This window comes from Paenibacillus sophorae (genome assembly GCF_018966525.1).
GTDB classification, from domain to species: domain Bacteria; phylum Bacillota; class Bacilli; order Paenibacillales; family Paenibacillaceae; genus Paenibacillus_AQ; species Paenibacillus_AQ sophorae.
Genome location: NZ_CP076607.1, coordinates 2,122,983 through 2,142,659, shown reverse-complemented (window position 1 = coordinate 2,142,659; position 19,677 = coordinate 2,122,983). Strand labels below are relative to the sequence as shown.

The following is a 19,677-nucleotide window of genomic DNA, read 5'->3' as shown; positions in this document are numbered from 1 at the left end:
GCATTTTTTTTGCTAAATATAAGAAAAACTCCTAGGGGAGTCTCTCGAAGATGTTGCCTAATCCCTCTTTAGCGGTTGTTTTTCTTGCGATTAAAGAATCGTTCAGCTCCGCTGAAAATTTATAGATTCTTTAATCTAAAAAAAACACCTGCCGGATCACGCATCCCCCGCCAAGAGAGAATTTACGTGAAGCCGGCAAGTGCCAGAGCCGCCAGAATTTAACGCAGGTGCGGCAGTCATTAAGAAGAAACGGCCTGCGCCGTTTTTTTGAAAATAATCATTTGTTATAGGTCGTCAACTAAACGATTGGCAGCCCGGCGAATTCTTCGTAATTCCGGAAAATATGGGTCGGCGTATGACCGGCAATGAGTTCCCTTCCTCTTGGGTTGTACCACCACATTTTCCATCCGGCATCCAGCGCACCAACCACATCGTTATGCCAAGTGTCGCCCACATACACACTGTTTTCCGCTTTCGTACCCGTAATCCGGTTAACATAAGCGAAGATTTCCGGATTAGGCTTGGCAATGCCGACAGCATCCGAAATAAAGATCCGATCCGCAGGGATAAGCTTGTCCACGCCGAGACCGCGGATTTTGCTCATCTGATGATCTACCGGACCGTTGGTAATGATGCCGACCACATGGCCTTCCTCCATGAGCCGCGTCAGCTGCGGGAGAACGCCGTCAATCATCTCGATGTTGTACTGGCGGCTAATATAGCCTTGCTGCACAAGCGTCGCCTGCTCCCGGCTGAGGTGTATCCCAAATTCGCTGAAAGCGATCTCCATCCGCCGCACCCGCGTCTCGTCCAGGGAGAACTCTCCCTGCAGATATCTCGGCCATAGCTGGTCGCTGTGATATCTTACCCGGTCGAATAAATGCAGCACGTCCAGCACGCTCTCGTCCGGCTTAATCACTTCCCTCACCGCGTTTCGGAATGGGACAAGATGATCGTAAAGCGTATCGTCCAAATCAAAAAAAATTGCCCTTTTACCACTGCTCTCCATTTCAACGCCCCTTAGCTTCCGCAATTGATTAGGACCGGATGTAACCGTTATCCCCGGATATTATAGTCAGAAAAAAAGATTATAGCTGTAAAATTCGTCATCCCTTACGTAGCCTTGTTTCTCATAGAGCCGCTGGGCGGTAAAGTTATCGGTCCAGGTCGTCAGCGTCAGTCCCTTTGTGCCGGTCTCCTTCGCAAATTCTCTGGCCGTTTCCATCAGCAGCGCACCCGCTCCGCTTTCCCGCGCCTTTTCCGTGACGTACAGATCATTCAGAATCCACAGCCGCTGCATCGTAACCGAAGAGAAAGAAGGATACAGCTGCGTAAAGCCGACCGCGCGTTCGCCGCCTTCCCCATCCTCTTCAATCGCAAGAAAAATAACCGATTCCTCCCGGCGCAGCCGCTCTTCCAAAAAGGCTCCTGCGCCTGCCCTGTCCGATTCCTGCCTGTAAAAAATCCGATACTCGTCGAACAAAGGCACGATCCTCTCCAGATCCTCAAGACCCGCCCGCACCGCAAAATTCCGTTTCACTTTCATCGCTCCCCCTTATCAAAGCCATAATACCGTCATTGTAAGATTGACCCTAAAGGTTTGCCATGGAGAAATTATCGCATTATTTAGACTTATCCCGGTCTTCCGCCGGCGAAACATCCAAAAGGTCGATCCAGTATCGGCAGTACCGGTTGTCCAGCTCGGCCATACTTCCCCCGTTGTTCTCAATGACCCGCCGCGATCCCATATTATCTTCGTTGCAGGTAAGGAGCGCCCGGCGGATGCCCAGCTCGCTCGCTTTGTCCAGCAGTCCTGCCAGCAGAGCTGTGCCGTAGCCCATTCCCCGCGCGGTGGGCCGGATACAATATCCGATATGGCCGCCGGTGACGCGCAAAGAGTCGGTCAGCCAGTGGCGCAGCTTGCCATAGCCTACCGGTCTTCCTTCCGCATACAGAAAATACAGGGTTTGGGGCACATGACCCGGCGGCAGACCGGTCCCAGCGGAATAATCCCGCAGAACCGGAAGCAGCTTCAGGAATTTGGAGTATCCGGCAATATAGAGACTGTTGACAAACCCGTTCTCCCCGGACCCGATTTCGCGGACCATTTCATAGATCTCCCTACCTTCAGGAACCGTCAGCTCGCGCAGTTCCATCGCCATGCCGCCTCATCCTTTCGATTCGTAAAAAATATGGCGGGCCTCGATCTTCCCTTCCTCAATATCCAGCAGTCCGAACGAATACAGCTTCTCCCGCCGCTTGTCCGTCGGCGAACCCGGATTGAACAGCAATATGCCGTTCTCGCTTCGCATGAGCGGCTGATGGGAATGGCCGAACAGAATGCAGTCCAGGCTCTCGCCGGCAAACGCCCTCAAGGCATTGCCGTCCGTCCCCCTCCCGGTATAGGGCTGATGTCCGTGAACCATGCCGATGCGCGCGCCCGCAACCGTCACGATTTTGCGCTCGCCGAATCGCTTCACAATGTCTTGCCCGTCGTTGTTTCCGGCAATTCCGTCAACCGGCGCCAGAGCGGACAGCTCGTCATAGACTTCCATATCCACCCAGTCACCCAGGTGCAGAATCAGTTCGACTCCCGCCAGTCCCTCTATCAGTGCTTTCGGCAGTTTCTTCCCCGCCCGGGTCATATGAGTATCCGAAACGACTCCTACTTTCATCTTGCTCCGCCTCCTCATTATTAAGATTCATATTGTAAATTATTGTACGACGAAGACACGGGATCGTCCACCGTAGCGGAGCCAGCTCTCAAGGCAAAATACCGGGCTGCCGCTACGGCTTCCTCCGCTCCACATGCAGCCCTGCGGTTCTTCGCTTCCTCCCGGCATAAGCGGCGGCGCCGCCCAGCAGGACGCACAGAGCCGCCGCCGCAAAAATAATCCTCATGCCAGTTATTCCCGCGAGAAACGAGGCCGCCGCGATGGACAGCGTGCGAACCGAGTTCACAACGAAACGGACCGAGGTGAACACTCTGCCCAGTACAGCGGGCGCCAGTTCCTTTTGCAGAGTGGAACGGATGCCGTTCGGGGCAGCGGCGGCGCCAAGCCCGATGAGCAGATAAGCCCCCAGGATGGCAGCCATCCGGTCCGCTGCCGATACGGCAAGCAGTCCGGCACCTATGGCTGCCATCCCGAAAGGGATAAGCCGGCTGGGATCGGGAGCTCTCTTCCGCGACATAATCCAGACCGATCCGGCGATGATTCCCGCGCCCTGAAAGGCCATAACCCATCCGTATCGGTCCGCCGGAAGCCCCATGGTCCTGCTAACAAAGGCAACAACCAGTGAGCCTGTACTGCCGACCCCCGCCAGCAGCAGCGCCCAGATCAGCAGCATACGCTTAACAACCGGCTCTCCGGCGACGATTCGTAAGCCTTCCTTCATCTCTTCCAGAAATCCCGCCTTAGCCGATGCCTTGCGCTGAGGCTTGTAAGGCATCGGCAGTACGAGCAGGGCGGCAAGGGCGAACACAGCGGCATCGACTCCGATGCTTGTCCCGATTCCGCCAAGCGACACGCACAGTCCGGCGATAGCGGGACCGACAATCAGATTTATGGAATCCGCCGCGGAGAGCAGCGAATTAAAGCGCGGAATGTCCTGCGGCCCTGCAAGCTCAGGACCGATGGCATTTGCGGTCGCAGCATAGATTTCATCGCATATCCCGAGCAGCACGGCCGCCAAATAAATCGTTTCAATGGACAAATGGATAAGCAGGATGCCGACGGTCATCGCCCGCATCAGATTCGTCAGCAGCAGTATTCTTTTGCGGCTCCAGCGGTCGATGAAGGTCCCGATGACCGGCGTCAGCAGCAGCGAAGGAAGAAACTGAATGATGAAGTATCCTCCGACAGCGGCGGGAGAACCGGTCATCCGGTACAGCTCGACGATAATGCCGATGTCAAAAATATAGGAGCCGAGCGAAGCCAGACTATACGCGGCAATCAGCGGGCCGATAGCTGCATATAGGCTTTTGCGGGACGGTATAACCGTGATTCGGTTGATTCTCTCGCCTCCGAATCCTCCGGGCGTCCCGCCGAAGCCGCGCTACGCATGATGCCCCCCAGGCAACGTCAGCTTTACCGTGCCGTTATACCGGTCATAATCCATCGCGATATGCAGCGACCGGCAAATGTCGTCAAGGGGAACCAGCAGCCTTCCATTCTTGAACTCCGGCTGGACACCCGCCAGAAACACGCTGCGCCCGTTAACCGTCAATTCCCGTTTGGGCACGAACTGCCTGATCCGGTCGATCGTTTGCGCGGGAGTCCGTAAATTGCTGCCCCCATTAATGCGGCCGGCATTCCGTTCGCCTCTATCGGTCAGCCCTTCCTTCACAGTGAAGGTCAGAGGGATGCCGAGCGAAGCCGTAACATGAAGCACCTTGTCATTATAGGCCCCATATGGAAAAGCGAGCGCCGAATCGGTATTGCCGAGCTCCTCTTTCAGCCTCCGCTCTGCCAGTCCCAAATCTCCCTTCACTCTGCGGTAATATTCTTCGTTATATTCGTTCCGGTTCTCGTCGTTTATGTAGAGCTGCGCGGTAAGCGCCGGCTCCTTCCCGCCTTCGGCGTCGACAACGTCATAGAAATGAAGATTATAGGTATGATTGTAGAAGCCCATGCCGATTTTTTTCATCTCCCGCATCTGCTGCCAGGTCAGCTTGGGCAAGCCTCCCTTGCCGGGATTATCGACATCGGAGACGATGACGAAGTCCACCGCCGTATAGCTGTATTTTCGCAAAATCGGAAATGCCAGCTTGTAGAAGCTCTCATAGCCGTCGTCAAAGGTAAGCAGCACGGCATTGTCCGGAATCTTGCCATCCTCAAGCATAAACCGCCGGTATTGTTCCATTGTAATTACATGATAACCGTCCTGTTTCAGCAGCTTCATCTGGTCACCGAACCGGTTCACCGACAAAATAGAGGGCAGCAGCGGTTTCCGGGATAGATGATGGTACATCAGGACCGCCACTTTATTTTTATAGTAGACTCCCTTTGGCAGAGGCGCCGGCCGATCCCAGCGGATATTTACGCCCAGAAGACTTTCGGCGAATGTTTGCGGAACCAGCAGCTCATGATGCGAGTATTCGAGGGGACCGGATGATTTCAGCACCCGCCCGCCAACCTCAAAGTCGACTTCATGAGACTCTTGTCTGAACCCGAAAAAACCGGCTAAACTGGCCAGGATTGCGGCAGCCAATACAGGGACGATTATTTTTCTCAACGTAGAACTCTCCTAACGAGCGTACAGTCTCGCTTCCATTTGTATCCTTATCTTATTCCGCCTTCGCCCTTCATTAGGTAACAACTTTTTAATCTTTGCAGGGATATGCGCATGAAAAAGAAGCCGGCCGAGCATCTCGGACAGCTGTCTTCCAATCGGGTCGAAAAAGATTCCAAGCACCGTTTAACGGTTATTTGTATTTCCGCCAGTCCTGGCTGCTGTTCTCCAGCAGATGGGCAAAATCGTTGTCCAGGCGCTTCTGCTCCGCCTTGCGCGCTTCCTCCGCCTTCTTACGCTCCGCTTCTTTGCGGTCATTCTCCTCGTTCTTCAGCTCATCGGCCTGCGCCTTCAGTTTGTTCAACACTTCACTGCTCAGAAGGTCCTTCAAGGTTGCCGGAGCATCCTCTTTGCTCACCCGTGGAGCGTTCGGCAATTTCTTCTTTTTTGCCATTGCAATCCCCTCCTTTTTATGCTTATTTTTGTTTGGATTTGTTTTAGTCCATGGTCTTTTCGTTTATAATGAAAGCAAGAGGTGAGACAAATGAAGCAGACTTCCTTGTGTCCCCGGCTGCAAAAAAGCATGGATATTATCGGAAAGCGTTGGACCGGTCTGATCATTTACCAGCTGCTTCAAGGACCCCAGCGATTCGGCGCCATCGAAGCCTCCCTGCCTCTTAGCGGAAGACTTCTGTCCGAGAGGCTGAAAGATCTGGAGCAGGAGGGCATCGTGCGCCGGGAAGTATTTCCTGAAACGCCGGTAAGGATTCAGTATTCCCTGACCGAAAAAGGAAGAGCGCTGGAATCGGTCATTCGGGATCTGGAGCACTGGTCCCGGGACTGGATTGAGGCCGAAACCAACTCATCCACATAAATCATTAGATCGCCGCATGAAGGGGGATCGGCCGAGCCGGTTTCCTTTTTTGCGTGTTGTGCTCTACACCTTGCGGCCGACGATAACCAAATCACGCAGTGTACCATCCATGTCGGCTACTCCGGGCAGGAGCCCCCAGCGCTCGAAGCCGAATTTCTCCAGAAGCCCCAGGCTTGGCCCATTGTGCCCAAATACCAAACCGACCAGATTGCTTATGCCAAGCCTCCCGCATTCCTCGAGCGCTTTATCTATAAGCAGGCTTCCGGCTCCGCTGCCTCTGTATTCTTCGCCTACATAAATGCTGATTTCCGCCGTTCCGTTATAGGCCGGCCTTTCATGGAACGACTGAAAGCTCAGCCATGCGGCGATTTTGCCGTCCTTTCTTAGTACCCATAGCGGGCGGTGGCCGCTGCCATGCTCATGAAACCAGGCGAGCCGGTCTTCCACGCTAACGGGTTCAAGGTCTGCCGTAACCATCCGTCCCGGCACGGTGGAATTATAAATAGCCACTATGCCCGGCAGATCCTCCAGTGTTGCATCTTCAATACTGCTCTTCTGCCATTCCATCCATTCATTCCTCCATCTAGCAGCGAACCGAAATTATGACGCTAGTTTCAAAGTAATCCATAGCCGCCCTGAAAGTCAATTCATAGCGAAGCTAAATCTCCGCTCCGGTGACTATTATGATTTGCCGTTCATCGATGAGTTTCCTTTCCCGCGCCGCAAGGACTCGGGCCGCTGCTGGCCTTATTCATCCGATTTCTCAGAATCGGTAATCGCGCTGAAAGTGCCTATGCTATCACCCATTTTCGGTCCCACCGAAATTTACCCGGCCCTGCTGAAGGATGAGGACGGTCTGACGCTGGTCGACACCGGCATGCTCGGACAGTTCGAAGCCCTGAAGCAGACAGTTGAAGATTCCGGAGCGCAAGTGTCCGATATTAAGCGCGTCATTATTACCCATCAGGATATCGATCATATCGGGAATCTGCAGGAACTCGTGGACCGGATACCCGGACTGGAGCTTCTGGCACATGCGGATGATATTCCCTATCTGAACGGCAGTCTTCCGCTGGTGAAATTCTCCCCGGAGCGAATCGCGCAAATGCCCGGCGGGTTCCAGGATCTGGCCCACAATTTCCTTAAATGTCTGCCCGGCCTGGGCGCATTTACGGTCCTGAAGGACGGAGATATGCTGCCTTGGGGCGGCGGCGTGGAAGTCATCCATACGCCGGGACATACCCCCGGCCATATCTGCCTCTATCTGCCAAACGACAAGCTGCTGCTGGCCGCCGACGAACTGTGCGTCGTGGAGGGCAAGCTCGCCGGACCCGCTGAATGGGCGACCCCGGATATGCCGCTTGCGCTGCACAGCCTCCGCAAGCTGGAGGGACGGCCAATAGCCAAGGTGCTCTGCTACCATGGCGGCCTATTTGAAGGCAGTCCGCAGCCGCTTATTGAGGAGTTGGCCTGACGCTTTTTTCCGGTAGAACAAGAAGCGCTCCATCCTGCGGTTTGTAGCCGCAGGACGGAGCTTCTTTGTGCCGGGGCCATCTTACTTCCAGGCTGGCCGGCTATTTACCCATCTTGCTTCATCTCTAACCGGCAAACGGCCGAAACAGGAGCACCGGCTTCCACGGAAACTCGCACTACCGTGCGTCCTCTCTTTGTATGCTCTATAATGGTTTCATTGCCATTTTGTTATCGTGAATTGAAGGGAGAGCAATGTACAAATGAATGAAACTCTGAAACGACTTGAAGGGGAAATGGCTGCGGAAGAGCTGGACGCCCTGCTGATCACCGATCCCAAGCATGTATATTACTTGATCGGCTTCGCCAGCAACCCGCATGAGCGGTTTCTCGGTCTGCTGCTGAGCCGCGGCGAGGAGCCGGTGCTCATCGTTCCCGCGCTCGACGCTGAATCTGCACATGCATCCTCAACCGTCTCTACGATCGTCACGCACAGCGATACGGACGATCCATACAGCCTCCTGAAGAATCATCTTGGACCAAAGCTTGAGAAACTGGGCATCGAGAAAGAGCATGTCTCGGTGGCGCGCTTCGAGCTCCTGTCGAAGGCCGCGCCTGCGGACAGCTTCGCCGACATCGGCCCTCTTTTGCGCCGGATGCGCGCCATCAAGTCGCCGGGGGAAATCGAGCGCATGGAGCATGCCGCCAAGCTGGTGGAGGAAGTGCTGCGCCAGGGGCTTTCCCATGTGAAGGAGGGGGTCAGCGAAATCGAGCTCGTTGCGGAGCTGGAGTATTTGATGAAAAAGCTCGGCGCCGCCGGGCCCTCTTTCGATACGATGGTGCTGTCCGGGCCTAATACCGCCCTCCCGCATGGCGTTCCCGGCAGACGCCTTATCTCGCCCGGCGACCTGCTGATGTTCGATCTCGGCGTGTTCGCGGACGGTTATGCTTCCGACATCACCCGCACCTTCGCCGTGGAGCGGGCGGACAGCGAACTGGTCCGCATCTACGATACCGTCCTGGCCGCCAACGAAGCCGGCATTGCCGCCGCCAAAGCCGGCTCCTCTTACGGCTCGGTCGACCTGGCTGCGCGAGCCGTTATCGAGGAAGCGGGGTATGGGTCCTATTTCGTTCACCGCGTAGGCCACGGCCTTGGGATGGACACTCACGAATACCCTTCACTGCACGGTCTTAACGGGGACATCATGGAAAGCGGCAATGTCTTTACGGTTGAGCCCGGTATTTACGTGCCGGGACTCGGCGGCGTGCGGATCGAGGACGAGGTCCTTGTCACGGCCGGCGGCGCCCGGACGCTCACCCGGTTCCCTAAAGGCTGGACCGTGCTGGAGCTCTGATTTCCGGCTGTGCGGAATGAGGGGCGGAAGCCTTCTTCAGGCGGACCGGGTATCAACTCTCCGCCTGTCCGTACGCATAATGCCTCCTCAAGGCAGGGTGCTCCTGCCATACTCTTTGTTCCGGCGCCCTGAGGAACAAAAGAGCTGCTAACCCAAAAGAGAGCCGCGTTTTGCAATCATGCGCGGTTCTCTTTTTTTATAATATGAAATGTACAACCCCTGCCATATCAAACCCGTTGAAACCCCGTTGAATCTATATCTACTGAAAAAAAAGAAAATATCGCGAAATATTCTGCAAATATAATTGAAGTGCAGAAAATTATACCTTACATAGGCCATTCCTCCCTATTCAACCGCAGGTTAATTTTATAAAATAGTATTTATGCATATACTACCATGTCTTTATACCGGGTTGAACGGCAGGATAATAGACCTACTGTCTGAAACAGCCGCTGGCATACCCAGTCTGATTGCAGTAACGGATGTCGGCTCTCTCAAAAGCCGTTTCCGTTTATCGTAAAAGCATGAAGGGATCATGGACGCATAGCTTGTACATTTTTCGTTATAAAAAGGAGAGAACCGCATGTTTCGGATCAGGCATTCCATCGGCCGGAGATTTATGTTGTTATTGCTCGCTGCCCTCTTGTTCACTTCGCTTACGCTTAGTATCAGCTTTTACTTTATCTCCATCAATACCCTCAACAGCTACGTTGTCCCGCAGATCGACAAGCTTCTCAGCTCCGCGTCGCAGGACGTTTTCAAACAGCTGAACTCGACTAACGCAATGCAGGCCCGCACCAACGAACAGGCAGCGACGAATGTGGAATATTATTTCCGCGATAAACGGACCCAGCATAATGTGGAGACGATTTTTCTAGTAGAATACAAAGATGGAAAAGCTGCCGTCCTGAGTGCGGATCATGAGTCGGCGCTCAAACGGAAGGAAGAAATTCAGGTGACACCGGCTCTGGAGCAGGCCTCCAAGGGAAAGAGCGGCATCAGCGAAATATACTCCGACAGCCATGGCGTACATAAAACGGCTTACGTTGGCATTCCGGGAAGTACCCTTGTAATCGGCGTCAGCGCGGACATGACATTCATCAAGGATAAGGTGACGAGCACGCTGTGGACCAGCGCCGGTATCACGCTGCTGGCCCTGATTATCAGTATGACCGCAGCTCTGTTCATGAGCCGCCGGATTACCCGTCCGATCACCAAGCTTGCGGCATATAGCGATCAGTTGGCTGAGGGTGATTTTACCCAGGAACTGGATATAAAAGGTCATGATGAAATTTCCCGGTTGGGGGAGAGCTTCCAAGCGATGACGCTGCGCCTGAAAGACTTGATCGGCGAGGTATTGAGTACTTCCGATACCGTTATGGCCGATTCCAACGAACTAAAGGAACGCGTGGACGGCATCCGCGACATGGCGGAAAGTTCCAGAAAATCCGCGTTTGAGATTGGTAAAGGCAGCACGGCAATCGCAAGCAGTGCGGCGGATAACGCCCGAGCCATGGAAGAAATCAGCTTGGGCATTCAGCATATTGCTTCCGCAGCAGGCGAAGTGACCGAGCAGATCCATGAAGCTTCTGCCGAAGCGGTTAGCGGCAATAACACGGCACAAAGCGCCGTCGAACAGATGCGCCAGGTCGGACGGGCTTCCAAGGAATCGCTGGAGCAGTTCCGCAAAATGGACGAGCAATCGCAGAAAATCGGCGACATCGTACAAGGCATTTCGGAGATCACCAAACAAATCCAGATGCTGTCCCTTAACGCTTCCATTGAAGCGGCGCGGGCGGGCGAGCATGGCCGCGGTTTCGCCGTAGTAGCCGGAGAAGTGCGCAAACTGTCGGAGCAGTCCAGAGAAGCCACCGAGCAAATCCGCGAGTTCCTTCTGCGCCTGCAGGAGGAAATGCAGCGGTCTGTGGCCAGTATGAACGAGGTTAATACCGAGGTTGCGTCCGGCGTAGGCAAAGTGGAGGAAGCCGGCAACGCCTTCGACCACCTTACCATACTCATCCAGAGCATCAATCAAAGCGTTCAGTCCGTTTCCGCAGCCACCCAGCAAATTTCGGCGGGAACCGAAGAAGTAACCGCATCCGTAGAGGAAACTGCGCAGATCACTTCGAAATCGCAAGCAGGCGCCGAGATACTGGCCGACAATTACCGCAGCCAGCAGGAACAACTGGATGGACACGCAAAAACTGTAGAGCATTTATACGGGCAGACGCTCAAAATGCAGGAAGCGGTCCGCAAGTTTAAAATTTAACGCACGTTGATTTAACGCACGTTGATTTAACGCACGGCGTCTTTGCTGTCGCCGTCTTATAACAGGAAAAGGTCCCTTCAGATTCATAGAGTCTGAAAGGACCTTTTTTAATGAATGCACACCATTCCTAATCTTCCGATCCATACACTTCACAATAATAATGAAGGTCTTGCTCCCCAGCCGTACACGGGTCATGTGCCGACCGTAACCACTCGGGCCCCGGTCTCCTCGCGATTGCCGCCCGCTCCCGGCTCCGCTGGATAACGGAACGCATGACCGCCGGAAGACAGGGATGCCATAAACCGTCCGATCCGCCGCAGCGCCTCGGCCAGCTGCCCGGACGAAGCGGCATAAGAGCAGCGGACATGTCCCTCTCCTCCGGGCCCGAAGACGGAACCGGGTACGACCGCTACGCCGGCTTCGCTGAGCAGCCGTAGCGCGAACTGCTCCGAGGTCAGCCCGGTTCCGGCAACCGACGGGAAGGTATAAAAGGCGCCGTCCGGCATATGACAGGCCAGGCCAATCGCATTCAGTCCCTCCACGAACAGGGTTCGCCGCGCGTCAAAGGCGGCCTTCATCCGGTCTTTTGCCTCCAGTCCGCTCCGCAGCGATTCGAAGGCGGCAATCTGCCCCGGAACGGGAGCGCACATGGCGGTGTACTGGTGGATTTTGAGCATCGCGGAAGACAGTTCGCCGCTCGCGCAAGAATAGCCTACCCTCCAGCCGGTCATGGCGAACGCTTTGGAGAATCCGCTGATAACAATCGTCCGCTCTTTCATACCCGGCAGCGACGCGATGCTGTAATGCCGTCCACTGTAAGTCAATTCAGCATAGACCTCGTCGGATATGACAATCAGATTATGCTTAGCGGCAAGCTTGGCAATCGGCTCCCAATCTCTGCGGGTCATCACCGCTCCGGTCGGATTATTCGGATAATTGACGATCAGCGCCTTGGTGCGCGGGGTAATGCTCCGCCGCAGGGCTTCGGCTGTCAGTTTGAAGCCCTCTTCCCCCTTCACCTCCACGGGAATAACCGATCCTCCGCTCAGCGTGACCATCGGAGCATAGGCGACATAGCCCGGTGACGGTATGATCACCTCGTCTCCCGGTGAAATGATCGTCCGTAGCGCTATGTCCAGCGCTTCGCTGCTGCCTGTAGTGACGATGATCTCTGCGCTGGGATCATAGTGAAGCCCGAGGCCGGCGCTTAAATAACCGGCAATTTCCCTCCGGAGCTCCGGCAGTCCTGCGTTGGAGGAGTAACCTGTTTCTCCCCGGTTTAGCGCGGAGATGCAGGCCTTCCGGACAGACTCCGGCACCCGAAAATCCGGCTCGCCGACTCCGAGCTGAATCAAGTCCTTGTCATCCGCGCATTGTTCAAAAAAAGCGCGGATGCCCGATGGGGGCAGCTCACGGACATCCTGACGAATCCATTCACTGGACATGAACGGGCACGCCCCTTTCCTTCAGCGAAGCAGCGATGATGGCATCCAGCAGACCGCTAAATGTCATGCCCGCGGCCTTGGCGCTCTTGGGCAGCAGGCTGGCCGAGGTCATGCCCGGCAGAGTATTCACCTCAAGCACGAAAGGGACGCCGTCCGAGACGATGATATCGATCCGGGCGTATACGCTGCATTTCAGCGTCCGGCAGCAGTCCAAGGAGATCTGCCGCACCTTGCGCTCCAGGTCAGCGGGCAGAACGGCGATCTCCTCAAGTGCTCCGTTCTCGGTATACTTGGCGTCGAAGTCGAAATATTCCGAAGTCTGGGGAATGATGCCGAGCGCCGGAAGCGTGCGGCCGTCCAGGATGGGACATGTAATTTCCGTTCCCTGGACATAACGTTCCACCATGACCGACCGGTCCCAGCGGAAAGCCTCTGTTACGGCGGCCCGCAGTCCACCCGGTTCATTCACCTTGACCATGCCGATGCTGGAACCGCCAGAGGAAGGCTTGACGATAACCGGATAACCAAGCTTCTCCACCGCCTCAGGCGCAAACTCGCTAATATGGTTCCAGCAGAGCCAATCGGCTGTTGGGATGCCGGCTGCGCGCAGAAGTCTTTTTGACACATCCTTATCCATGCAGATGGCGCTGGACAGCACGCCGCTGCCTGTATACGGAATGTTCAGCGATTCCAGCACGGCCTGCACGGTGCCATCCTCGCCGAAGGCCCCGTGCAGTGCCAGCAGCGCGAGATCGAGGCCGCGCACCTTCTCCGCCAGCTCTTCCTTCTTGTTAATGACAACCGGAACGGCCTCGTATTTGGCAGGGTCCAGCTTTTTTAACATCTCCTCGCCCGTCTTCAGCGAAATCTCTCTTTCCGACGATATGCCGCCCATAATTACGCCAACTCTCATATTTCCCGCTCCCTTTCGTTCACATGGATGTGCTCTTTTTTTACTTTGCTTATTTTTTGGGCGCCGTCGTCGCATGATCCGATCTATTCAGCAGCTCTCTCGCCGCTTCGCCGATGATGGCGATTCCCTTGCGGATATCCTCATCAGCCACTCTGGAGAACCCGAGACGCAGCGTGTTCCCGCCAGTTTCATCCGTATAGAAATTGTCCCCCGGCGTAAAGATTACGCCTCTTTGCGAGCAGGCCGCCAGCAATTCCCTTGTATTGAATCCCTGCTCAAACGCCATGAACAGATGCAGCCCGCCGTCTCCCGACAGGGTGGAATAGGGAACAAGCTCCCGGCAGCACGCAAGAGTCCACTCGTATTTCCGCTTATATTCGGCCCGCGCCCTACGCAAATATTTTTCCAGATTGCCGTTATGCAAATATTGGTACAGCAGCGATTGGTCCAGCGTCGAAGTATGGATGTTTCTGGCCCGCTTGACGCTTTCCAGCATGCCGATCAGCTTCCGGTCCGCCAGCACCCAGCCTACTCTAAGACCGGGAAACAGCACCTTGGAAAAGCTTCCTATATAAATGACGCCATTCCCCGCGCCCGCCATGGCCGCCAGCGGCGATACATGCGAGCCGGAGTAACGCAGTTCCTCGTTGAATCCGTCCTCGATGACGGGAATCTGATAGCGGTTCATTAAGGTCATCAGCTCCAGCCTTTTTTGCAGTGAGGTCACGATGCCCGTCGGGTTATGGTAGGACGGAACGAAATAGGCGAGGTCGTACGCCCCTTCCGCAAGAGCCTGTTCCAGTCCGCCGATGCTGATGCCGTCCGGCTCCATCGCTATGCCCTTGATTCTGAAGCCGTGCAGCTTCAAATTTTTGATGGCCGTATTGTGAGTCGGGTTCTCGCACAGCACCGTTCCGCTATTCTTTCGGATGGCCGACAGCACGATGTCAAAGCCTTCGGTGAAGCCGCTCGTAATCAGCATATCTTTATCCTGAGTATCCACGCCCTTACGGGCCATATAATCCATTAAATAGTCGATCAGCGGCTTGTAGCCCTTGGCATAGCCGTAATTCAGCAGCACATTTCCCTCCACAGCCATCCGGTCCGAAAAAGCGCGCTTGACGCTGTCCAGATCGAACAGCTTCTCGTCCGGCGCGATGCTCGTAAACGAGATGGTTCCTTTGGCCGCCCGGATGCCGCGCTTCATAAGGTCCAGTTCCTCCGCCAGCCGGGCATATTCGCTCACGTGCTCCGCCCAGTCCAGCTTTCGGCCCTCATCCGCTTCCGGATTACCGGCTGCCCGTACAGGCGACACCGCGGCGGCAAAGCTGCCCTTGCCCTGCACCGTGTAGGCGAATCCGTCTTCCTCAAGCTCCGCATAGGCGGAGATGACCGTATTGCGGCTGACGCCGAGCAGCCCGGCAAGCTCTCTTGTCGCGGGAAGCCGCCGGTCCGCCTGAAGCGCCCCTTGGACAATCAGCCGCTTCATGTAATCCTTGACCTGGAGATAGACCGGACGTCCCTCCGCAAGTTTGAAATCATTGAACATACGTGTATCTCCTCCACCGTTATCATGGCATATTCGCGCAGACAAAAAAAGAACCGCAAATGCAGGGATTTCTGCCGGGCGCGGTTCTCAGGCTGACTTGGCCTGTTTTGTGAAACGAACAGATTTGATTTACAATAATAGCTGAATTTAATAGCCTTTATACGGAGGTATGGAACATGCTCTTTATCGATAATTCCGGAATTACGGACCCGTCCATCAATCTGGCCATTGAGGAATACGCGCTAAAATTTCTGCCCATGGACGACAGCTATTTGCTTTTTTATATCAACAGCCCGTCCATTATTATTGGCAAGCATCAAAATACAATAGAAGAAATCAATCAGGAGTACGTCAAGGAGAATCAAATCAAGGTTGTGCGGCGGCTGTCCGGGGGAGGCGCGGTCTACCACGATCTTGGGAACCTAAACTTCAGCTTCATCACCAAGGACGACGGCGAATCGTTTCATAACTTCCTCAAATTCACTCAGCCGGTCATCGATTACTTGCAGAGCATGGGCGTTAACGCAGAGCTGAGCGGACGCAACGATCTTCAGGTCGGGGAGCAAAAAATTTCCGGAAACGCCCAGTTCTCAACTCGGGGGCGTATGTTCAGCCACGGCACGCTGATGTACAATCTGAATCTTGATGATGTGCAGGCTTCGCTGAATGCCAATCCGGAAAAATTTAAGTCCAAGAGCACAAAATCGGTCCGCAGCCGGGTCGCCAATATTAAAGAACTGCTTGGCACGGACATGACGATTGAGGAATTCCGCGCTGGTCTTCTGCGGTCTATCTTCGGCATGGAGCCGGACAAAGTGCCGCAGTACAAGCTTAATGAGGAAGATTGGGTCCAAATCAATAAGATCTCAGCGGAGCGGTATCAGAACTGGGATTGGAACTACGGCCAGTCGCCGAAGAGCAATGTGAAGCATGCGGTTAAGTTCCCCGGCGGAATCGTCGATATCCGGATGGAAATCAAGGACGCGCGGATCGAGGAAATCAAGATTTACGGCGACTTCTTCGGTGTAGGCGATGTGGCTGATGTGGAAAACACTTTGCGCGGCAAACGGTATGAGCAGGAAGAGGTCCGGCAGGCGCTCTCCCACCTCGACCTGAAGCATTATTTCGGCCGTATCGAGCCGGAGGATGTCATTGGTTTGATTTTTCTGGAGGAGTAGGCCTCGGGATTAGTGAGAATTCAATGAGAATAGCAAACGAAGAGCGCCCCGGTATGAATAATGCCGGGACGCTTTTTTATATTTTGATAGACTGACCCCCAAGAAATTAAGAGGAGAATAGCTCACAGTAACGGCCTTTAAAAGAAATGAGCCGCTTCCTATAGAGAATTTTAATGAATTCTAGTCAGTCTAACACTCTTTTTTCTAAGTTTATCAAGACCTAAAAGTCAGATAAAATAAAGGGTTCTACATATTGTACATGACTAATATGTGGAACCCTTTATGTATAACTTTCGTTCTCGGTTAATTGAATACAGGCTTTTTGCGATGTTTCGTTCTTTGCTCAAAAGAATATGCTATGCGAATTAGAGTAGGTTCGCTAAATGCTTTTCCAGCAAAAGTAATCCCAAATGGTCTGCCGTTCTCTCTATACCCCGCGGGGATAGCAATGGATGGGTAGCCCGCTTTGGCGCATATATCCGCTCCAATATAAGCAGGAAACATTATCGCATCTAATTGATAACGTGTTATCGCATAATCGATTCCTTCGTTCTGAGCAAGATGCAAATCCATTATGGATTCCAGGATGTAATCTTTATTTTTTAGGGGATCGGTCAGCCTTTCCCGGAATTCCAAAAGATCTTGACCGTATTTTAGAGCTTTTTCAGCATGCTCCTTATTCCATTCGATTAACTCAGACAAAGAATGGATCGGCATGTGTGCCGGAAGATTCTGCAGATAATTCTCTATTCCATGTTTGAATTCCAGATTCATCTTATTCCACTGCCATGGTCCATGGAACGAGGGAATATCTATCTGTTCCACCACTTCCGCTCCTGCTTTAATCAAGTCGGAGACTGCCTGATTAAATAGCGCCTCATCATACTCGCCAGATTCTCGAACATGATCAGGCACTTCACAAAAGACTCCGATTCTCGCTCCGTATAATCCCTCTCTATCTAGGAATGCAGTATAGTTCTGCTTGCTTTGACAGCTTTCATTCCGCCAAGTTGCCGGATCTTGCTCATCTCTCCCAACTAATGCGCTAAGTAGAATTGCCGCATCCGAAACCGTTCTTGCCATCGGCCCGGCCGTATCTTGCGAGTAAGAAAAAGGGATGATCCCCGAACGGCTGATTAAACCGACGGTCGGCTTGATGCCCACGATAGACATTTGTACGGCCGGACTTAGAATGGAAGCAGAGGTTTCTGTACCTATCGCCGCCGTTGCGAGATTCGTCGCAACCGCAGCCGCCGATCCAGTACTAGACCCGCCTGCGAAAAATTCACCATAAGGGTGCGTGACCTGACCGCCCCTTGAACTGTATCCTGCCCACATGGTGGAGGAAACGCCGTTGGCCCATTCTGTCATATTGGTCTTGCCCAAGATGACAGCTCCTGCTTCTCTTAACTGCCGGATCAGAAAAGCATCCTCCGTGCTTACATGCTGTGCCAGTGCTAATGCTCCCGCACTAGTACGCATCTTGTCTCCGGTTTCGATATTATCCTTAACAAGAATCGGAATTCCATGAAGAGGGCCTCTACTGCCCTTACGTTGCCGCTCTAAATCGAGCGCCTCTGCAATGAAGATGGCATCGGGATTGATCTCCATAATTGCATTTATGTGAGGACCATCCTGATCATACTTTGCGATACGGGATAAATAACAAAACACTAATTCTCTTGAGGTAGTCTTTCCATGTGCCATCGCGTCTTGTAAATCGAATATGCTCGTTTCTTCTACATCGAAGTTTTTTATCTTAAAAGGATCTTCCATATACACGCCCCATCAGCCCCAGTCTTCCAAAATTACTCAGTTAGTAATCCAATAATACCACGATGGATAACATTACAGCAGGATTGAACCGGGACGTGTATGCAAATTAAAGCCAACCAGACCATAATCGAAGCCAGCGTCAAAAAAGCCTTGAACGTACACGCATTCAACATTTTTCAAAGATGGCTACAGAAGATTTAAATTGACCGCCCCATACTTACGTATACGAATATTATAAATTTTACCAACCCCAAATGATTTCATATATTCCGTATAGGATGCTGTGGATTCTTTCGGCAGCAAAGCCATGATCACACCGGCGAATCCTCCTCCATGCACGCGGCATGCGCCCTTTCCAATTCTCTTAATAAATAGTTCGGTAATAGCCAGATGAACCGTTACCCCTTGTATATCAGGAGTAGAGTTTGAATAACAATTTTGCAGCCATTTCCAGGAGGAATTGCCGGATTCATTGACCAGCCTTAGGAACTCATCCGCATTATCGTTTTTCAAAGCTTCGACCTGTTGATCCACCCGGCTATTCTCCTCATAAAAATGCAGCGCTCTCAAAAGCGCCCTATCTCCAGGACTGTCCCTGAGTTCCGCAAAATGCTTCAATACCTTTTCTATACTCAAGTCACGGAGAACCTCTCCGCCAAGCTTCTTTGCCACCGCCTTCATTTCAGTAGGGATGGAAGAGTACTCTTCACTTAAATCGGCATGATTTGCTCCCGTAGGAATGATTAACAGTTCATAATTTCTGTCTATGGCTTCAAAGTTCAATGTTTGGATAACCGGAGATTGGCCGTCTTTAAAATCAATTGTAATCAGGCCGCCATAACCGCAAGCGATTTGATCCAGCAGGCCCGACTGTTTATTCCATTTCGTATTTTCAGCATATTGGCCTATCTTGGCGCATGTAATTATATCCATTTCGTTATGGTTATAGAAAAAATTAAGAATCGCACATATCAGCATTTCAAAAGATGCCGAAGAACTGACGCCCGCCGCGCTAATAACATCGCTCGTAATACAAACATTGAACCCGCCAATGCTGTAACCATACTTTTCAAAACCGTCGAGTATGCCTCTTACAATCGAGTAGGTGCCGGAAGCATTCTGAATATCTTCTCTGCGGGTAAGATCAATCGTAAAATCTTCGTTGTAAGTTATGCTTTTTATGCGGATCTTATTTTCCGTATTCTTCTCCGCAACGCCAATACAATCCATATTTATGCTGGCCGCAATAACTTTGCCCAAATTGTGATCGGTATGATTTCCGCTGATTTCACTGCGGCCAGGCGAACTAAACAGATAGACATCGGTTCCATCAAATCTTTGGGTAAACTCGTTAACCAGGGAAGTGTATCTGCCGATTTGAGAAGAGAGCGCCTGTTGGCCCTCTCCATAAAGGTCTATTAATCTTTCCTTAAATATCTCCGACTTAAGTAACTGAAATGTATCCGCTATAGATGGCATGCTGCCCTTCCTCCATTGTTGATAAAGTTGTTCACTTAGTAGAAGATAACCTATAGTTGTATTTTATTACATGGAAAAAAGTTACTCTATCATGGATTATTATGACAATAAAGAAGCCGGACCTTTAAACTGAAATG

18 protein-coding genes are annotated in these 19,677 nt (G+C 52.8%); 5 read left to right on the top strand and 13 right to left on the bottom strand.

The window, feature by feature from the left end:
* Positions 1-298 precede the first annotated feature (298 nt).
* From KP014_RS10200 to KP014_RS10170, 7 genes are all read right to left on the bottom strand, one after another.
* Positions 299-1,009, bottom strand: a complete 711-nt coding sequence (locus KP014_RS10200; protein WP_036604007.1) for an HAD family hydrolase — start codon at positions 1,007-1,009, stop codon at positions 299-301.
* Positions 1,010-1,075: 66 nt separating this feature from the next.
* Positions 1,076-1,546, bottom strand: coding sequence for a GNAT family N-acetyltransferase (locus KP014_RS10195; RefSeq protein ID WP_036604009.1), 471 nt, complete (start codon positions 1,544-1,546; stop codon positions 1,076-1,078).
* 76 nt (positions 1,547-1,622) lie between these two features.
* On the bottom strand, positions 1,623-2,162 hold the full coding sequence (locus tag KP014_RS10190) for a GNAT family N-acetyltransferase (protein WP_090834010.1): 540 nt from the start codon (positions 2,160-2,162) through the stop codon (positions 1,623-1,625).
* 6 nt (positions 2,163-2,168) lie between these two features.
* Complete coding sequence (locus tag KP014_RS10185) at positions 2,169-2,675, bottom strand: metallophosphoesterase family protein (protein ID WP_036595880.1); 507 nt, start codon at positions 2,673-2,675, stop codon at positions 2,169-2,171.
* Between the two features lie 112 nt (positions 2,676-2,787).
* Entirely contained in the window at positions 2,788-3,954 is a 1,167-nt protein-coding gene (locus KP014_RS10180; RefSeq protein ID WP_343223119.1) for an MFS transporter, read from the bottom strand.
* Between the two features lie 102 nt (positions 3,955-4,056).
* Positions 4,057-5,235 (bottom strand): polysaccharide deacetylase family protein, encoded by a 1,179-nt coding sequence (locus tag KP014_RS10175; protein WP_051500422.1) that lies wholly within the window; start codon positions 5,233-5,235, stop codon positions 4,057-4,059.
* 190 nt (positions 5,236-5,425) lie between these two features.
* On the bottom strand, positions 5,426-5,686 hold the full coding sequence (locus KP014_RS10170) for a YqkE family protein (protein ID WP_036600255.1): 261 nt from the start codon (positions 5,684-5,686) through the stop codon (positions 5,426-5,428).
* Between the two features lie 90 nt (positions 5,687-5,776).
* On the opposite strand from KP014_RS10170, the gene KP014_RS10165 reads away from it, so the two are divergent.
* The gene (locus tag KP014_RS10165; RefSeq protein WP_036600258.1) at positions 5,777-6,106 is read left to right on the top strand and encodes a winged helix-turn-helix transcriptional regulator; all 330 of its coding nucleotides are present in this window, start codon (positions 5,777-5,779) and stop codon (positions 6,104-6,106) included.
* Between the two features lie 63 nt (positions 6,107-6,169).
* Here the strand turns inward: KP014_RS10165 and KP014_RS10160 are convergent, their stop codons facing one another.
* Positions 6,170-6,673: a GNAT family N-acetyltransferase gene (locus tag KP014_RS10160; protein ID WP_036600260.1), complete on the bottom strand. Its 504-nt coding sequence runs from the start codon at positions 6,671-6,673 to the stop codon at positions 6,170-6,172.
* Positions 6,674-6,794: 121 nt separating this feature from the next.
* Here KP014_RS10160 and KP014_RS10155 point away from each other — a divergent pair, with 121 nt between their 5' ends.
* The 3 genes from KP014_RS10155 (at position 6,795) to KP014_RS10145 (ending at position 11,200) form a co-directional block, all read left to right on the top strand.
* On the top strand, positions 6,795-7,580 hold the full coding sequence (locus KP014_RS10155) for an MBL fold metallo-hydrolase (RefSeq protein WP_343223083.1): 786 nt from the start codon (positions 6,795-6,797) through the stop codon (positions 7,578-7,580).
* 259 nt (positions 7,581-7,839) lie between these two features.
* The gene (locus KP014_RS10150) at positions 7,840-8,931 is read left to right on the top strand and encodes a M24 family metallopeptidase (RefSeq protein ID WP_090834012.1); all 1,092 of its coding nucleotides are present in this window, start codon (positions 7,840-7,842) and stop codon (positions 8,929-8,931) included.
* A 583-nt stretch (positions 8,932-9,514) separates the two neighbouring features.
* Positions 9,515-11,200, top strand: a complete 1,686-nt coding sequence (locus KP014_RS10145) for a methyl-accepting chemotaxis protein (protein WP_036593319.1) — start codon at positions 9,515-9,517, stop codon at positions 11,198-11,200.
* A 191-nt stretch (positions 11,201-11,391) separates the two neighbouring features.
* On the opposite strand, the gene KP014_RS10140 is transcribed toward KP014_RS10145, so the two are convergent.
* The 3 genes from KP014_RS10140 to KP014_RS10130 are packed head-to-tail and all read right to left on the bottom strand — an operon-like array spanning position 11,392 to position 15,107.
* Complete coding sequence (locus KP014_RS10140; RefSeq protein ID WP_051499801.1) at positions 11,392-12,645, bottom strand: aminotransferase class I/II-fold pyridoxal phosphate-dependent enzyme; 1,254 nt, start codon at positions 12,643-12,645, stop codon at positions 11,392-11,394.
* The gene (locus KP014_RS10135) at positions 12,635-13,558 is read right to left on the bottom strand and encodes a D-alanine--D-alanine ligase (protein ID WP_036593320.1); all 924 of its coding nucleotides are present in this window, start codon (positions 13,556-13,558) and stop codon (positions 12,635-12,637) included. The genes KP014_RS10140 and KP014_RS10135 overlap by 11 nt, the downstream gene beginning before the upstream one ends.
* Positions 13,559-13,607: 49 nt before the next feature.
* Positions 13,608-15,107, bottom strand: a complete 1,500-nt coding sequence (locus tag KP014_RS10130; protein WP_036593322.1) for an aminotransferase-like domain-containing protein — start codon at positions 15,105-15,107, stop codon at positions 13,608-13,610.
* Between the two features lie 176 nt (positions 15,108-15,283).
* Between KP014_RS10130 and lplA the strand changes: the two genes are divergently transcribed.
* Positions 15,284-16,285 carry a lipoate--protein ligase gene (gene lplA, locus KP014_RS10125; RefSeq protein ID WP_036593323.1) on the top strand — a complete coding sequence of 334 codons (1,002 nt, stop codon included), beginning with the start codon at positions 15,284-15,286 and terminating at the stop codon, positions 16,283-16,285.
* Between the two features lie 303 nt (positions 16,286-16,588).
* Here lplA and KP014_RS10120 read toward each other — a convergent pair whose 3' ends face one another.
* Positions 16,589-18,061 (bottom strand): amidase family protein, encoded by a 1,473-nt coding sequence (locus tag KP014_RS10120; protein WP_036593325.1) that lies wholly within the window; start codon positions 18,059-18,061, stop codon positions 16,589-16,591.
* A gap of 186 nt (positions 18,062-18,247) precedes the next feature.
* The gene (locus KP014_RS10115) at positions 18,248-19,540 is read right to left on the bottom strand and encodes a galactokinase (RefSeq protein ID WP_036593326.1); all 1,293 of its coding nucleotides are present in this window, start codon (positions 19,538-19,540) and stop codon (positions 18,248-18,250) included.
* Positions 19,541-19,677 lie beyond the last annotated feature (137 nt).

Excerpts from the sequence above, each read along its gene's own strand:
- KP014_RS10200 (WP_036604007.1), bottom strand. The coding sequence starts at position 1,009 with ATGGAGAGCAGTGGTAAAAGGGCAATTTTTTTTGATTTGGACGATACG.
- KP014_RS10195 (WP_036604009.1), bottom strand. The coding sequence starts at position 1,546 with ATGAAAGTGAAACGGAATTTTGCGGTGCGGGCGGGTCTTGAGGATCTG.
- KP014_RS10190 (WP_090834010.1), bottom strand. The coding sequence starts at position 2,162 with ATGGCGATGGAACTGCGCGAGCTGACGGTTCCTGAAGGTAGGGAGATC.
- KP014_RS10185 (WP_036595880.1), bottom strand. The coding sequence starts at position 2,675 with ATGAAAGTAGGAGTCGTTTCGGATACTCATATGACCCGGGCGGGGAAG.
- KP014_RS10170 (WP_036600255.1), bottom strand. The coding sequence starts at position 5,686 with ATGGCAAAAAAGAAGAAATTGCCGAACGCTCCACGGGTGAGCAAAGAG.
- KP014_RS10165 (WP_036600258.1), top strand. The coding sequence starts at position 5,777 with ATGAAGCAGACTTCCTTGTGTCCCCGGCTGCAAAAAAGCATGGATATT.
- KP014_RS10160 (WP_036600260.1), bottom strand. The coding sequence starts at position 6,673 with ATGGAATGGCAGAAGAGCAGTATTGAAGATGCAACACTGGAGGATCTG.
- KP014_RS10150 (WP_090834012.1), top strand. The coding sequence starts at position 7,840 with ATGAATGAAACTCTGAAACGACTTGAAGGGGAAATGGCTGCGGAAGAG.
- KP014_RS10145 (WP_036593319.1), top strand. The coding sequence starts at position 9,515 with ATGTTTCGGATCAGGCATTCCATCGGCCGGAGATTTATGTTGTTATTG.
- KP014_RS10140 (WP_051499801.1), bottom strand. The coding sequence starts at position 12,645 with ATGTCCAGTGAATGGATTCGTCAGGATGTCCGTGAGCTGCCCCCATCG.
- KP014_RS10135 (WP_036593320.1), bottom strand. The coding sequence starts at position 13,558 with ATGAGAGTTGGCGTAATTATGGGCGGCATATCGTCGGAAAGAGAGATT.
- KP014_RS10130 (WP_036593322.1), bottom strand. The coding sequence starts at position 15,107 with ATGTTCAATGATTTCAAACTTGCGGAGGGACGTCCGGTCTATCTCCAG.
- lplA (WP_036593323.1), top strand. The coding sequence starts at position 15,284 with ATGCTCTTTATCGATAATTCCGGAATTACGGACCCGTCCATCAATCTG.
- KP014_RS10120 (WP_036593325.1), bottom strand. The coding sequence starts at position 18,061 with ATGGAAGATCCTTTTAAGATAAAAAACTTCGATGTAGAAGAAACGAGC.
- KP014_RS10115 (WP_036593326.1), bottom strand. The coding sequence starts at position 19,540 with ATGCCATCTATAGCGGATACATTTCAGTTACTTAAGTCGGAGATATTT.